At 69.2% G+C, this 15,045-nt stretch carries 12 protein-coding genes and 1 tRNA gene; 6 read left to right on the top strand and 7 right to left on the bottom strand.

The features are described from left to right. Positions 1-596: 596 nt before the first annotated feature. Entirely contained in the window at positions 597-782 is a 186-nt protein-coding gene (locus tag QZ607_RS05645; protein WP_295880604.1) for a hypothetical protein, read from the bottom strand. Positions 783-1,207: 425 nt separating this feature from the next. Here QZ607_RS05645 and QZ607_RS05640 point away from each other — a divergent pair, with 425 nt between their 5' ends. Next, a complete protein-coding gene (locus QZ607_RS05640) occupies positions 1,208-2,734 on the top strand; it encodes a cryptochrome/deoxyribodipyrimidine photo-lyase family protein (RefSeq protein WP_295880601.1) in 1,527 nt (508 codons plus the stop codon). A gap of 90 nt (positions 2,735-2,824) precedes the next feature. Further along, positions 2,825-3,187: an STAS/SEC14 domain-containing protein gene (locus QZ607_RS05635; protein ID WP_295880598.1), complete on the top strand. Its 363-nt coding sequence runs from the start codon at positions 2,825-2,827 to the stop codon at positions 3,185-3,187. Positions 3,188-3,377: 190 nt separating this feature from the next. On the opposite strand, the gene QZ607_RS05630 is transcribed toward QZ607_RS05635, so the two are convergent. After that, the gene (locus QZ607_RS05630) at positions 3,378-4,253 is read right to left on the bottom strand and encodes an SDR family NAD(P)-dependent oxidoreductase (protein WP_295880595.1); all 876 of its coding nucleotides are present in this window, start codon (positions 4,251-4,253) and stop codon (positions 3,378-3,380) included. 213 nt (positions 4,254-4,466) lie between these two features. On the opposite strand from QZ607_RS05630, the gene QZ607_RS05625 reads away from it, so the two are divergent. Beyond that, complete coding sequence (locus QZ607_RS05625; RefSeq protein ID WP_295880592.1) at positions 4,467-5,705, top strand: hypothetical protein; 1,239 nt, start codon at positions 4,467-4,469, stop codon at positions 5,703-5,705. A 394-nt stretch (positions 5,706-6,099) separates the two neighbouring features. Here QZ607_RS05625 and QZ607_RS05620 read toward each other — a convergent pair whose 3' ends face one another. Next, entirely contained in the window at positions 6,100-6,810 is a 711-nt protein-coding gene (locus QZ607_RS05620; protein WP_295880590.1) for a hypothetical protein, read from the bottom strand. Between the two features lie 171 nt (positions 6,811-6,981). Between QZ607_RS05620 and QZ607_RS05615 the strand changes: the two genes are divergently transcribed. The 3 genes from QZ607_RS05615 (at position 6,982) to QZ607_RS05605 (ending at position 8,890) form a co-directional block, all read left to right on the top strand. Further along, positions 6,982-7,066 (top strand) — tRNA-Leu (locus QZ607_RS05615). A gap of 875 nt (positions 7,067-7,941) precedes the next feature. Next, positions 7,942-8,310: an antitoxin Xre/MbcA/ParS toxin-binding domain-containing protein gene (locus tag QZ607_RS05610; protein WP_295880587.1), complete on the top strand. Its 369-nt coding sequence runs from the start codon at positions 7,942-7,944 to the stop codon at positions 8,308-8,310. A gap of 28 nt (positions 8,311-8,338) precedes the next feature. Beyond that, entirely contained in the window at positions 8,339-8,890 is a 552-nt protein-coding gene (locus QZ607_RS05605; RefSeq protein WP_295880585.1) for an RES domain-containing protein, read from the top strand. Between the two features lie 378 nt (positions 8,891-9,268). Here the strand turns inward: QZ607_RS05605 and QZ607_RS05600 are convergent, their stop codons facing one another. From QZ607_RS05600 to QZ607_RS05585, 4 genes are all read right to left on the bottom strand, one after another. Continuing rightward, complete coding sequence (locus tag QZ607_RS05600) at positions 9,269-9,802, bottom strand: transposase (RefSeq protein WP_295880584.1); 534 nt, start codon at positions 9,800-9,802, stop codon at positions 9,269-9,271. A 181-nt stretch (positions 9,803-9,983) separates the two neighbouring features. Continuing rightward, positions 9,984-13,148: a type I restriction endonuclease subunit R gene (locus QZ607_RS05595; RefSeq protein WP_295880581.1), complete on the bottom strand. Its 3,165-nt coding sequence runs from the start codon at positions 13,146-13,148 to the stop codon at positions 9,984-9,986. Between the two features lie 150 nt (positions 13,149-13,298). Further along, on the bottom strand, positions 13,299-14,447 hold the full coding sequence (locus tag QZ607_RS05590) for a hypothetical protein (RefSeq protein ID WP_295880578.1): 1,149 nt from the start codon (positions 14,445-14,447) through the stop codon (positions 13,299-13,301). 6 nt (positions 14,448-14,453) lie between these two features. Continuing rightward, entirely contained in the window at positions 14,454-15,005 is a 552-nt protein-coding gene (locus tag QZ607_RS05585; protein WP_295880575.1) for a DUF4365 domain-containing protein, read from the bottom strand. Positions 15,006-15,045 lie beyond the last annotated feature (40 nt).

The following is a 15,045-nucleotide window of genomic DNA, read 5'->3' as shown; positions in this document are numbered from 1 at the left end:
GCGGACACCCGGAACCAGTGTCTAGCGTGGGTCAGGCGCTCACGGAGACAGGTCAGCGCGCAGCGTGGACCCGCAGCGTGGTTCGGCAGCGTGGTTCGGCAGTGGCTGGGGCCGATGCGGTGACGGCCGGGCCAGGCTGTCGCTGACCTGGCCTGCCTTTGGCCACAGCTCTTTGGCCACAGCCCTTTGGCCACAGCCCCCTGGCCACAGCCTCGTGCAGGGCGGCCTTGGCTGCGCAATCGCTGCGCCCGGGCTCGGCCCGTGGGGCCAGCACCTTGCAGCAGACGCCAGCCGGCGCACCGCGCCGCCGCCGTAAGCGACGGTCAAGAAACAAGGTGAACGCGGGTGGGGCGGACCTTGATCAGAAATTGGGGGCAGCGCATCCGCCGCCCGGGCTTGCTACAGCTCCCCCGGTTCAGTTGTTCTTGAACCATTCCTAAGCAACAACCATTCCTGATCCTAAGCAACAACCGTTCCTGATCCTAAGCAACAACCGTTCCTGATCCTAAGCAACAACCGTTCCTAATCCTAAGCAACAACCATTCCTAAGCAACCTCGGCGGCTGTCCGTGCTGATGCCGCCCCCGCGCCGGCGCGTTACGCAGCAGCGGCCGGCGGACGGTTCTGCCGCGGCGGCAGAAACACCGTGCCCTTGCCGAAGCGGTTGATGGCCTCGTTACGCACCCAGGCGGGCGCGTCGCCGTAGAGGCGCAGATAGGTGAAGCCGCAGTCGCCGCGCTCGATGCTCGCGACCCAGTGGGTAAACTCCCCATTATCTTTCATATTCACTCCCCCGCCGCCCTGGCGGACGCATCCTGTTGTTGGGCAATCTGCGGTCTTCGCCGGCAGGGCCGGCGCAACACCGCAGTGCGTTACGCTAGCTTAACCCTATACGACAAGCAGCGCGACGGCTTGATTCCCCGGGTTGCTCGCGGCTTGGTCCCTGATCGAGCGGGTGTCAGCCGGCCCGGTGACGCCGGCTGAAGCCGACCGCGCCGAGCACAACCACGTGATCCCCCTGCTTGATCCGTGGCCCGGGGATGCCGATTTTCGCGCAGACAGCGGTCGGCGCCGCACGCAGCCTCAGCTTCCTCCAACGTCGGTATCCGAGGCGCTGGGCGCCGAGGTCTCAGCACTCTGCGCCGGACGCCGAGCCGCAGCGCCTCCGCACCGCATCCCAATCCCCACCAGCCCCGGAAGCAGGCCACATGTCCAGCCATCCACCCCGTGGCCGTCCCGTCGAGCTGATCTGGCTCAAGCGTGACCTGCGCCTGCGCGACCATGCACCGCTCGCCGAAGCCGCGGCGCGTGGCCCGGTGCTCTGCCTCTACGTCTATGAGCCGGAGCTCATGGCGCACCCCACCACCCACGCGGCACATCTCGACTTCATCAACGCCTCGCTCGCGGAGCTGGACGCAGCGCTGCGCGCCCGCGGCGGTGGGCTCGTCACCCGCGTCGGCGACCTGCCGGACGTGCTCGACAGGCTCCACGCGCAACGCCCCATCGCCCGCCTCTGGAGCCACGAGGAAACCGGTCTCGGGATCACGTATGAACGGGACAAGCGTGTCAAGCGCTGGTGTCGCGAGCAGGGCATCGAGTGGATCGAGCTGCCCAACCACGGCGTCTTTCGCCCACACGCCGGGCGCGACGGCTGGTCCGCACGCTGGCGCCGGCGCATGGCGGAGCCGATCCGGGCCGAGCCCGCGCACATCGACGGCGTGCTCGACCTCCCGAGCGCCGGGCTGCAGAGCGCCGCAGACCTCGGCGTCGCCGGCACCCCACGCCCGGATGCCGTATCTGCGGGCATCGCCTGCGGCCGCGCGGTGCTGGCGGACTTCCTGGCCAAGCGCTCGCGGGCCTACCAGGGCGATATCTCCAGCCCTGTCACCGCCTGGTCCGGCAGCAGCCGGCTGAGCCCGCACCTGGCCTGGGGCAACCTGTCCGTCCGCGAGGTGTACCAGGCCACCGCGGCGCGCATCGCCCAGCTGAAGGCCATGCCGGAGCGCGAGGCGCAGGACTGGGCGCGGTCGCTCACATCCTTCGCCAAGCGCCTGCACTGGCACTGCCACTTCATCCAGAAGCTGGAAGATCAGCCGGACATCGAATTCCGCAACCTGAGCCGCGCCTGCGACGGCCTGCGCGACGAGCGCCCGGACACCGCCCTGCTGGACGCCTGGCGCCATGGACAGACCGGCTATCCGATGGTGGACGCCTGCATGCGCGCGCTCGCCGCCGGCGGCTGGGTCAACTTCCGCATGCGCGCGATGCTGATGAGCTTCGCCGCCTATCACCTGTGGCAGCACTGGCGCGAGCCCGCGCTGCACCTGGCGCGGCTGTTCCTGGACTTCGAGCCCGGCATCCACTTCAGCCAGGCGCAGATGCAATCCGGCACCACCGGCATCAACGCCGTGCGCATCTACTCGCCGGTGAAGCAGGTGCGCGACCATGACCCCCAGGGTGTCTTCATCCGCCGCTGGTGCCCGGAGCTGGCGCTGGTGCCGGACGCCTATCTGCCGCGCCCGGAGACCATGCCGGCGCACATCCAGCAGGCCGCGGGCTGCGTCATCGGCCGCGACTATCCGGCCCCCATCGTCGACAACGGCAAGGCCTGGTTCCGCGCCCGCCAGCGCATGGGCGCGCTGCGCGCCCGCGCCGAGGCCCGCAGCGAGGCCAGGCAGATCCACCACCGCCACGGCAGCCGCAGGCGTCCGCAGCACTTGCGCACGGCCCGCTGAGCGCGCACCGCCGGACTATGCTGTGGGGTAACGGGCACGCCGCTTTGCGCGGCGCCCGAGCCACAGTGCCGAACGGCAGGAGGACATCCGATGATCGAGCGACTGAGCGGACTTCCGGACTACGTCATCGGCTTCAGCGCCCACGGCAAGGTCACGGCGCAGGACTACGAAGATCACATCCTGCCGGCGGTGGAGGAGGCGCTCATGGCCCACGAGAAGGTCCGGCTCCTCTACCACCTGGGTGAGGACTTCGACGGCTTCGAGGTCGGCGCCCTGTGGGAGGACGCCAAGGTCGGCCTGAGCCACCTCGCCGCCTGGGAGCGCATCGCGCTGGTGACGGACGTGGACTGGCTGCGCAGCGCCGCCAAGGCCATGGGCTTCATGATGCCCGGGCAGGTGCGCGTCTTCGCCGCCGCCGAGCTGGACAGCGCCCGCAACTGGCTCGTGAGCTGACGCCCGCCGGGGCCGGGGCGCAAGCGCCGACGCCGCAATCGGCGCATCGTGCGAGCCCTTGGCAGCTGTAGGTCGGGTGAGCTGTCGGTCGGCGCAGCGACAGCACAACCCGACAAGTGAGGGACAAGCGACGCCCGTCGTGGGGTCAGGCTGCGCTGGCCCGCCCAATGCAGAGTGTCCTCACGCGCTCTCAGCGCGCGTCGCCATCGAGCCCCACCATCCCGGCACTCAAGCGCCAAAGCTCGGCATTCGCCGCCGGGTCGTCGGCCTGCGCCGGCGCCGGGATGGGCTTGCGGTCACCGAAATACTCGCCGCTCACCTCGGCCACGGTGTCCGCCGTCAGCAGCCAGGTCACCCGCTCGGCGGCCCGCGCCGGCTTCGGCAGCGCCCAGCCGAAGGCCTTGGCGAAGAGCTTGAGCGCCCAGTTCTGCGCCCCGTCGGTGCCCCCCAGATTGGACAGGAACACCCCAGGGAAGACGCAGTTCACGGTGACCCCGGTCCCCGCGAGCCGCCGCGCCAGCTCGCGGGTGAAATGGATGTTGCCGAGCTTGGCCTCGCCATAGGCCGCCATCATCCGGTACGGTCGCCGCTCCCAGTTGAGATCCGAGCAATCCATGGCCGTGTCGATCTTCGTCCCGACATTGACGATGCGCGCCGCCTCGCCCGCCTGCGCCGCGGCTTCCAACAGGTCCAGCAGCAGGTGGGTGAGCAGGAAGGGCGCGAGGTGATCCACGGCGAGGGTGCGCTCGACGCCGTCCTCGGTGAGGCCGCGCTCGGCGAAGGCGGTACCGGCGTTGTTGACCAGAAAATGCAGCGCGTCGGTGGTCTGGTGCACCGCCGCGGCGGCGGCACGGATGTCCGCCTGGGAGGCGAGATCGCAGACGATGAGCTCCACCTGCCCGTTGCCGGTGGCCTGGATGATCTCGTCCCGCGCCGCCGCACCGCGCCCGGCGCTGCGGCAGAGCATCAGCACCCGGGCGCCGTTCGCCGCCAGCGCTGTGGCCACGGCCTTGCCCAGCCCGGAATTGGCGCCCGTCACCAGCGCCGTCTTGCCCGCCACCTGCATGCACACCTCCGCTGCGGTCGATCAGCCGCCCTTGAGCCCGTTGCTGCCCGGGCATATGGCGGTGGGCACCCGCACATCCCAAGCCGCACCGGTGACGTCCCCAGCGCCACCCACCCCGGCGTGCGTCGCCGCCCGCTTGGCAACCGCAGCCGGCTCGCGGATCATGCACGGTCACTGAGGTATTCATCCACCAGGACGACGGATCACGCAGGCATGACCGATTCACCGGATCAAGACGCATCCCAGCACAAAGACGAGGCGGACAACCCGGAGCTCGCGCGCTTTCTCCACAGCGAGTCGCCACGACGCCCCAGCGAGCCCGACCCCACGGAGTCGCTGCGCCGCCCACCGCCGCCGCCCGGCGACCCCGGCGACCCGGGCTCACCGGACAGCCCCGTCGGCGACATGCGCGACATGGAAAAGTCCCTGGTGGAGCGCATCGCCGACGTGGACGACGACCGCCGCCGCACCGCCGTACAGCTGCGCAAGGCGCTGGAGACGCACCGCGACGAGATCCGTGCCCAGCGCCACCGCGACCACACCGCTCTCTTGGTGCTCACGGGCATCGGCATCATCCTGCTGGCGGCGGTGCTGCTGCTGTTCTCCCAGCTGTTCCAGGTCCGCGACGCCATGCAGGCGCGCATCGCAGACCTTGAGACCGCCGCCGGCACACCGGCAAGTGACGTCACCGGCGCAGACGCCCGCGACGATTTGGCGCAGCGCGTCACCCGGCTGGAGCAGCAGGCCGACGCCGCGGCCGAAGCACCCGCCGACGACCCAGCCCAGGCCCAGGCCATCGACGACCTGACGCAGCGCCTCGGCCGGCTGGAGCGGCAACGGGCCGCGGTACCAAACGGCCCGCCGGTGGAAGACGTCGACGAGCTCGCCGACGCCATCGAGGCCATCGGCGACCGCCTGACGGCGCTGGAGGGCCGCCTGGAGCGCGTCGCCGGGGCCCGGAGCGACGCCGCGGCGCCGGCAGCAGACACCGGCGCTGCGCCCGGCGCCCCGGAGCTGGCAGCGGCGCTGAGCGCCATGGAGGCCCGGCTGGAGCAGAAGCTCGCCGCCCTGTCCGCCGGGCTCGACGGCCTGCGCGAGCGCCTGGCCGGGACCGACGCCCTCGCAGCAGAGGCTGCGAGTGCCGGCGCCGATGCCCAGGATGACACCCTCACCACCGATCCCGGAACCATCGCGCTGCAGCTGGCAAGCTTCCCGGAGCGCGACGCCATCGACCGCTTCATCGCCCAGCACAGTCTGCCGGCACAGGTGTACCTCACCGTGAATACCTGGCGCGGCGGGACTTGGTACGGACTGGTGCACAGCCTGCACCCCGACATGGACGCGGCGGAAACCGCCCGGGATGCGCTGCCGCCGGACCTTGGCCGGCTCGATATCTGGCTGCGCCCACTGCCGGCCGGAACGCGGCTGCGAACCCTCGACGGCCGACCCTGACGAAGCACCGAGCTTGGCGCATCTCCCGCGCGGGGCAGCAGGCCCCGCCCACCAGCGGCAACCACAGTCACTGCAAGCCGGCGCTCCCAGGGCGCGCCTCCCTGGGGCCGCCGGCTTCCAGCCGGCCCGGCGTCGGCGCGGCTCAATGCCGCGTCGGCGCCGTCCGGGCAGACATGAGTGCCCACGCACAGCCGGCCGTCCAGCGCATGCAGCATGAACCAACGCCCCGCTCCAGCCCCGCAGATCGCGCCCCGGGGGCATCGAGCCCCCGGCGCGCGACGCCGGCTGAAAGCCGGCGCCCCCAGGGCGCGCCTGCCTGGGGCCGCCGGCGCGCTGTCCGGGCCGGCTTGTTGGGAACAGCTCAGGGCGCGGACGCGCCCGTTGCAGCGTCTCGCTAGGGCGACACCACCGGCAGCTGCACACCGTCGCCGGCGAAGACCAGCTCCAGGTCGGTCTGCGCGAGCGTATTGATCACATCCGGGTCCTCGGCGATGTCGAACACCCAGGTGGCGCGCCTGCCGTCCACGGCCGTCGCGTTGGTGTCGACGATGTCGCCCGGCACCACCAGCGTCTGGGCGATGCGAAAGCCCGTCAGCATCGCCGACATCTGCTGCATCAATTGCTGCTCCGACGCCCCCGGCGCGCTCACGTCACCGGCGCCGCGCTGGGTGAGCCGATAGTTGCGGCCGCCGACGCGCTCGATGGCGAGCTTGCTGTCCTCGAACAGCTCCGTGCGCTTGAGGGCGCGGACGTCGTCGAAGGTCAGGGTGAGGTCGATGTACTTCCAACCGTCCACCACCTCCGAGGACAGCGCCGTCAGCTCCACCCCGGCGGGCTTGTCCGCCTCGAACGCCTTGCGCACCTCCGCCGGCTCGAATTCGAACGGCTGTTCCTGAGCCATTCCAGGCCCCTGCCCCCCTTGGGCGCCCAGCTGCTCCATGGCCTTGAGCTGCGCAATGGTCTGCTCGGACATGCCGTAGCGCATCGCGAGCGTGCCGGAGCCGTCCGCGTTCAGCGTCAGCGTCTGATCCACCCGGATGCAGCCGGCGAGCGCCAGCAGCAGCACCCCCGTCACCAACATCCGTCCCAAGCGTCGCGTCATCATCGTCTGCGGTCTCCGTCAGTGTCTGCATAAGGTGTCGCGGCGGCCGGAACAGCGCTGGCGCCGACTCGTCCAACCCCCGCGCAGAGGCGGGCGCAGTATGCACCGCACACAACCCCTGCGCGCGGCGCATTCCGTCCCACCCGGCAACCCGCTAGACTACCCCCTCCCCGGGCGCGGGTGGCGGAACTGGTAGACGCGCTGGATTTAGGTTCCAGTGGAGCAATCCGTGGGGGTTCGAGTCCCCCCCTGCGCACCAACAATTTCCTGCTCACTCGCTCACTCGTGCTCACTCGTTCCCAAGCTCTGCTTGGGAATGCGGCCCCGAAGCTCTGCTTCGCGTCTCCGGGAAGCAGAGCTTCCAGACCCGGTTCCCAAGCGGAGCTTGGGAACCAGTGGAACCAGTGGAAGCTCTGCTTCGCGTCTCCGGGAAGCGGAGCTTCCAGACCCGGTTCCCAAGCGGAGCTTGGGAACCAGTGGAACCAGTGGACCAGTGCAACGCTGGACCTACTCAGACAGCACAAGCCGCGGCTTGCCCGACGCTGCGGCGTCACCGCGCTCCCCCTGTTCGGCTCAACCGTTCGGGAAGATGCCCGCGACGACAGCGACTTCGACATCGCTCGTCGGCTTCGACGGGCTCGCCAACTCCGAGCGTTACTTCGGCGTTCAGCTCTAAGTTCCTGCTCACTCGTTGACTCGTTCCCAAGCTCTGCTTGGGAATGCGGCCCCGAAGCTCTGCTTCGCGTCTTCGGGAAGCGGAGCTTCCAGACCCGGTTCCCAAGCGGAGCTTGGGAACCAGTGCAACCAGTGCAACCACTGCACCCAGTGCACCAGTGCCAACGGCTGCTGGGACTGGTGGGAATATGACGATAACGCCTACCACACCCGCGCCAGGCCCCAGACAGCGGCCGTCGCGGCGATGGTCCAGCGGCTCGCGACGACCCGAAACCGATTGCAACGACGCGCTAAGCGCTGGCCTCAGTACTACAGCACACCCAAGCGAAGCCGCCCGCCAACCTCCACGGAGACAAAAGGCAAGACCCCGCCGCCGACCCCGCGGCCAGCAGGCCGCTTGCAATCGACCGGGCATGCCGCATACTTCACCCCAGATAATAGCCCTAACGTGAGGCGCCCATGTCCGCAACCGCAGAAGACCTGACCGAGCTGCTGTCGGACAGCGGCGTCGTCGAGACCGATGCGCTGGCCGATCTGCTGCACATCACCAAGAGCGAGCTGGCGCAGGCCACCGGGCTGTCGCGTGACGCCGTGAGCAAACGCGCCCGCATCGCCTCCCCGAAGACGCAGCAGCGCCTGCGCGACACCCTGGACATCATCAACCGCGCCGTGCCCTGGACCGGGTCCACGGCCCGGGCCTTTGCCTGGTTCCGTGCCCAGCCGCTGGCATCGTTCGGCGACAAGACCGCCGAAGACCTGCTCAAGGAGGGCCGCGCACAGGCCGTCAAGGACTACCTGTCGCGCATTGCCGATGGCGGCTACGCCTGACCGGCCGCTTCTGCCCGGCGGCTGAGCGATGCGTGCGCGTGACCTGCGGGCGCGCGCCTTCGACGGCATCGTCTACCGCGCCCACAACCCCCGCTGGGCCTACCTGCCGAGCTCCGGGGAAGGTGCCGCGCGCCACGGCGGGCGCTTCAACCGCCGGGGCCTGCCTGCGCTTTACACCTCGCTCGACATCACCACGGCCTGGCTGGAGGCGCAACAGGGCTTTCCGTTCAAGGCCCAGCCGATGACGCTGGTCGCCTACCGGGTGCAGTGCGAGCCGATCGCGGACCTCACCGACCCAGCCGCACTCACCGCCGCGGACCTCGACCCCACCGCCCTCGCCTGCCCTTGGGAAGACCTCGCCAGCCGCGGCCTCACGCCGCCGAGCTGGCAGCTCGCCGATGCGCTGATCGGTGCCGGCCTCGCAGGCGCGCTGGTGCCGAGCTTTGCACCGGCCTCGAACCCAGCGCCGGACGCGCCGTCGCGGTGCAACCTCGTGTTCTGGCGCTGGTCGGATACCCCGCCCTGCCTGGTGCGCGTCATCGACGAATTCGGGCGATTGCCGACGGCGCCGCCTGCCTAGCCCAGCTGCGCCAAGGCCCTGCGGAGCGGCTCGTCGAGCCGCGGCACAAGCTCCACTGGTAGACGCGCTGGATTTAGGTACCAGTGGAGCAATCCGGGGAGGTTCGAGTCCCCCCCTGCGCACCAACAAGTTCCTGCTCACTCGTTCCCAAGCTCTGCTTGGGAACGCAGTCGCGAAGCTCTGCTTCGTGTCTTCGGGAAGCGGAGCTTCCAGGCCCGGTTCCCAAGCGGAGCTTGGGAACCAGTGGAACCAGTGGACCAGCGGACCAGCGGACCAGCGGACCAGTGGACCAGTGGACCAGTGCACCAGTGGACCAGTGGACCAGTGGATCAGTAGCGAAGACGGGAATCAGCAGTCGCACCAGCGGGGCCGTGGGCTTCACCAATCCTTGTCCACGTCGATGAGTCCGGGCTCCCCGGCGTAGTTGCGCGCACTGGACCAGCGCCAGTGCTCGGGCAGATCGACGTAGCCGCGCTTGACCGGGTTGCAGTGGATGTAGTCGAGCTTCTGGCGCATCACGACCTCCGCCTCGATGCGTTGCGGGTGGCTGCCCTCTTCCCAGAGTTGATGCGCCGATTGGGTTTTGTGCCGCCGCTTGAAGAGCGCGAGCAATTCCAGCAGCCGCAGCGCCTTGGCGGCGGTCAGGTGGTCGATGATCTGTCGGGCCGGGAAGGATTTGAAGCGTCGTGCAAGGTTGTCGATGTCCTGCGCGGCAGCGACCAGGTGCAGGTGGTTCTCCAGGATGACGTAGCCGTGCAGCCGGAAACCCTCATGCAGCGCGAGCCAACGCCAGCTGTCGTAGAGCACCTGGACGGTTGCCGGGCGCGTGAACACCGGCAGCCAGTGATTGACGGTCATGGTCATGAAGTACGGCGCATCATCACCCACGAAGCGGTAGCGGCTGCGGGGCATGGCAGTCTCCTTCTGTTCGCTCGACACTCGTATCACTCGTATCACTCGTTCCCAAGCTCTGCTTGGGAATGCGGCCCCGAAGCTCTGCTTCGCGTCTTCGGGAAGCAGAGCTTCCAGGCCCGGTTCCCAAGCGGAGCTTGGGAACCAGTGCACTCCGCCGCCGACGCGCCGCTCTACGCACTCACCCCGCCCACCGCTCCGACAACACCTCCGCCTGCCGCAGCACGGTCTGCACGGCGGCGTCCTGCAGGTCCGGCGGGTAGCCGTAGTGGCGGAGGATGCGCTTGACCAGCACGCGCATCCGCGCGCGGGCGGAGTCGCGCTGCGCCCAGTCGATCGTCACGTTCCTGCGCAGCTGGGTCAGCAGCACGGTGGCGATGACGCGCAGCTTCGCGTCGCCCATGACTTCCACCGCGCTCTGGTTGTCGGCGAGGGCGTCGTAGAAGGCGATCTCGTCGGCGGACAGCCCTTGCTCCTCGCCCTGCACCCGGGCGGCGCGGATGGCCTTGGCGAGGTCGATGAGCTCCTGGATGACCTCGGCGGTGGTGATGGCGTTGTTGTGATAACGCGCGATGGCCTCCTCCAGGCGCTCGGAGAAGGCGCGGGTCTGCACCACGTTGCTCTTGGCCTGGGAGCGGATCTCGCCGTTCAGGAGCTTGCGCAGGGCCTCGGCGGCGAGGTTGCGCCGCTCCATGCCCTGCACCTCGGCCAGGAACTCGTCCGACAGCACGGAGATATCAGGCCGCTGCATGCCGGCGGCTTGCAGAATGTCCACGATCTCGGTGGACACCACCGCCCGGCTCACGATCTGCTGAATGGCGAGGTCGCGCTCCTGCGCGCTCCTGGCGCCGCGCGGGGTCGGCTTGACGAGCGCCGCGCGCACGGTCTGGAAGAAGCCCACCTCGTCGCGGATGTCGCGCGCAAGATCGCTGGCGGCGGCGAGCGCGAAGGCCTTCGACAGCGCCAGCACCGCGTCATTGAAGCGCCGGTGCGCGCGCTTTTTGCCCTCCGGCGTCTCCTCCCTGGCCGCGGCCTCCTGCGCGCGGGTCAGAATCCAGTCGATGGCGCCGGCGAGCACCTGCAGGCGCTCCGGCGGCGTGCCGCTGATCCCCCGCCCATAGTCGAAGCCGTGGAACATGGCCCGCACCACCTCGACCTTCTCCTGCAGCACCGCGACGGCCTCGGCCTCGTCGATGCCGGCCTGGCGGCGGTCGCTGTCGGAGTAGTCCTTGAGCGCGCTTTTCAGCCGCTGCGCAATGCCGATGTAGTCCACCACCAGCCCCGCCGGCTTGTCGCGAAAGACGCGGTTCACGCGCGCGATGGCCTGCATCAGCCCGTGGCCCTGCATCGGCTTGTCCACGTACATGGTGTGCATGCAGGGGGCGTCGAAGCCGGTCAGCCACATGTCGCGCACGATGACCAGCTTCAGCGGGTCGGCCGGGTCCCGCGCCCGCTTCGCGAGCAGGTCGCGGCGTGACTTGCCGCCCCGATTGTGACCAAGGTGCGGCTGCCACACCTCCGGGTCGGCCGCGGAGCCGGTCATGACGATCTTCACCGCGCCGGCGGTGTCGTCGTCGCTGTGCCAGTCGGGGCGCAGGCGCACCAGCTTGTCGTACAGCGCGACGCAGATGCGCCGGCTCATGCAGACGATCATGCCCTTGCCGTCCATGCCGGCAACGCGCGCCTCGAAGTGCCCCACCAGGTCCTCGGCCACCTGCCTGAGGCGGTTCGGTGCCCCCACCACCGCCTCCACATTGGACCACTTGCGCTTCAGGCGCTCCTGCTCGCTCTGCTCCTCGTCCTCGGTCAGCTCCTCGACCTCCTCGTCCATCACGGCCTTCGCCGCGTCGTCGAGCTCCACGCGCGCCAGGCGGCTCTCGTAGTAGATCGGCACCGTCGCCCCGTCCTCGACGGCACGGTTGATGTCGTAGACGTCGATGTACTCGCCGAACACCGCCGGCGTGTTGACGTCGTCCTGCTCGATGGGCGTGCCGGTGAAGCCGATGAACGACGCGTTCGGCAGCGCGTCGCGCAGGTACTTCGCGAAGCCGTAGGCCATCTCGCCGGTCTGCTTGTCCACCCGCGCCTTGAAGCCGTACTGGCTGCGGTGCGCCTCGTCGGCGATGACCACGACGTTGCGCCGGTCGGTCAGCAGCGGGTAGTCCTGCTCGCCCTTCGCCGGCGCGAATTTCTGGATGGTGGTGAAGATGACCCCGCCGGAGGGCCGCGCCAACAGCCGTTGCAGATCCTCGCGGCTGTCCGCCTGCTGCGGCGTCTGGCGCAGCAGCGCCCGGCACAGGCTGAAGGTGCCGAAGAGCTGGTCGTCTAAGTCGTTGCGGTCGGTGATGACGACGATGGTCGGGTTGGCCAGCGCGGGCTCCGCGATGATGCGCCCGGCGTAGAAGGACATCAGCAGGCTCTTGCCCGAGCCCTGGGTGTGCCAGATGACGCCGATGCGCCGGTCGCCCGCCGGGGCCGACGCCAGCACCGTGGCCGTCACCGCGTGCTCCACCGCGTGGAACTGGTGGTAGCCGGCGACGATCTTCACCACGCCGTCGCCGGTGTCGCCGAACACCGTGAAGTCCCGCACCAGCGCCAGCAGGCACCCCGGCTCGAACACGCCCTTGAGCAGCGTCTCCAGCTCCGGCGCGCCCTTCGGTGCGATCTCGTTGCCGTCCACTGTGCGCCAGGGCATGAAGCGCTCCAGGCTCGCCGTCAGGGAGCCGATGCGCGCGCAAAGCCCGTCTGAGGTCACCAGCACGCCGTTGGTGCGAAACAGGCTCGGGATGTCCGCCTTGTAGGTCTGGAGCTGGTTGTAGGCGCCGGCAAGGGTGGCGTTCTCATCGCCGGGGTTCTTCAGCTCCAGCACGCCGAGCGGCAGGCCGTTGACGAACACGACCACATCGGCGCGGCGCTCCTTTGTGCCCATTGGGCCATGCTCGATGACGACCAACTGGTTCACCGCCAGCCAGTCGTTGTTCGCGGGGTCCGCGAAGTCCACCAGCCAGGCCTTGTCCCCGCCCAGGCTGCCGTCCGCGCGCTCCACCTCCACGTCCACCCCTTCCACCAGCAGCCGGTGCAGGCGGCGGTTCTCCTGCACCAGGTCCGGCAGCTCCGTCTGCTGGATCTTCTTCACCACCTCCTGAAGCGTCGCCGCCGGCAGGTGCGGGTTGATGCGCGCCAGCGCCGCGCGCAGGCGGTCCATCAACACCACGTCGGCGTAGCTCGCGCGCGCCGGCGTGGCGCCATCCGGGGACAGGTCGGGACCGTGGGCGGTGGTGTAGCCCAGCTCCGCGAGCCAGGCCAGCGTGGCGGCTTCGACGTGGCTTTCGGCGAGCTTTGCCATGCTCGTTCTCCCGTCACTGTGCGATGCCGGCTTTCAGGTGCGGCCGTGCACCGGGCTGCCCGGGCCCACGACTGCTTGACCGTACGAGCGGGCGGTTCTTCGTTAGTTATGCGGGCCGTTCAGAACAGCCCTAAGCGTCTGCAAACGCCGTCAATCATCGGCGACATCGGCATCCTGGTCTTCCTCGATACGGATCTCCCGCGGATTGCGGATCTCCCACCGCTGGCCAACCGGATACAGGTCTCCCCGGAGGGATAGGACCAGCTTCTCCTGGAACGCGCGGATCACTTGCGCGTAAACGGACTGCTCGAAGCGCACCCGGACGCGCTTCGGCTTGTCGTCGAGCAGGACCCGCAAGGTCGCGCTGCCGTCGAAGTGCTCCACCGGCCGGTCTAGGGCGATCACGAAGCCGCTGAGACGCTCGTCCGTGAGGGGCTCGGACCTGCGAAAGATGCTGGCCGCTTCCCGCAGGACGTCCGCCACATCCGGGCTGAAATGGAACCGCTGATTGCGGCGGCCGGTCGGCCGGGTGCGCGCCCAGGACAGGCCGATGTCGATCCCGCGCGCGGCCTCGGCCAGACGCGCCACCGCCTCGCACAGATTCGCGCTGACACCCTGGGCAACGGCGGCGTCGAACGGGGCGAAGGCCCCATCGGAGATCGCCTGATCGGCTGCCCGCTTGGCGGCGCCGAGCGCGTCGGCCAGGCGCAACGTCACTGTGCGGGAGAAGGGCTCGTCGCCGAGCTCCAGTTGCTGCTGACCCCCAAGCCGCGGCTGGACCGGCGAGAAGACGGTCAGGATATAGCTGCCGCGCTCGCTCGGACCGAGCCGCACGGACTTGAGGTAGTCCGTGGCCTCGGTCACCTTACGCAAGTGATAGCTGCGCCGCGGATCTACTGCTGCACAGGCCGCCGACAGCATCAGGTTCTCGGCCTCGCGATACAGGGTCACGCCCTCCTCGATGGCGATGGCGCCGTCCGCCTCGGAAGTCGGCGCACGCAGGCGCACGACATCGAGACCGGACAAGGTGATATCACCGTAGACGGCGAGGGCGGATCGCTGCTCCACGTCAGCCAGAATCCGCACGGCCTCCGCCATGCGCAACGCATAGTCGCCGAGGTCGTCCCGTGCGGGCACCAGGATCTCCACCGCCTCGCGGGACCCGTCCCCGGGCCGGTACACGAGGGCCTTGTCCCCGATGCGGTCCACGAGCGCCCACCCCTGCACATCGAGGTACGACTTCAAGTCGCCCCAGGGCAAGCTGCTCAGCGCGGCCTCGTCGGTCAGTTCGGTTCGCATGACGACTCAGAGAGCGGCAAGGTTCATCATGGCTGCGAGCCGGGTCGGATCGAAACGGTTCTCGCGGGGGATGCGCACAGTGACGCTGGCGGTATTATCGCGCTCCGGCAGGCCCGCGAGCGATAGGTAATAGCCGCAGTGACGCAGGACCAGCTCCTCCTCGCTGTGGGTCAGCCAATCGTCCTCGGCTTGCGGCAGCACGACGAGAATGAGGATACGCGGCACGATGACCTCCGCGCGCAGGTCGTTGTAGTTCTTTATGGGCAGCGCGTACCCGATGTCCGCGTCGCCGAGCACGTCCCGGGCCGTCGCCTTCGCCTGAAACTCAATCCTCGGCCGTCGCCCTGCGTGCGAGATCAGGGCGCCGTCGATGCTGTCGACGTCCACACGGGGCTCGATCAGGTCGAACCCGGCCTTGGCGGCGACCGCGGCGATGTAGGCCAAAGAGAACCGTTCCTTGCGTGTATTGGCATCCATCAGCATCTGCTCCTCGGCGTGGTCGGCCGCTTCGGCGTGGCGCCTTGCCCGCGTCGGCACGAAGCGCGGGCCCTGGGGCAATCAGGCTCCAGGAGCCGAACGACCGCGGCGGCGGCTGAGT

The organism is uncultured Thiohalocapsa sp. (assembly GCF_913063425.1).
In the GTDB taxonomy this organism is placed as follows: domain Bacteria; phylum Pseudomonadota; class Gammaproteobacteria; order Chromatiales; family Chromatiaceae; genus Thiohalocapsa.
This window is presented reverse-complemented; position numbering and strand designations above follow the sequence as displayed.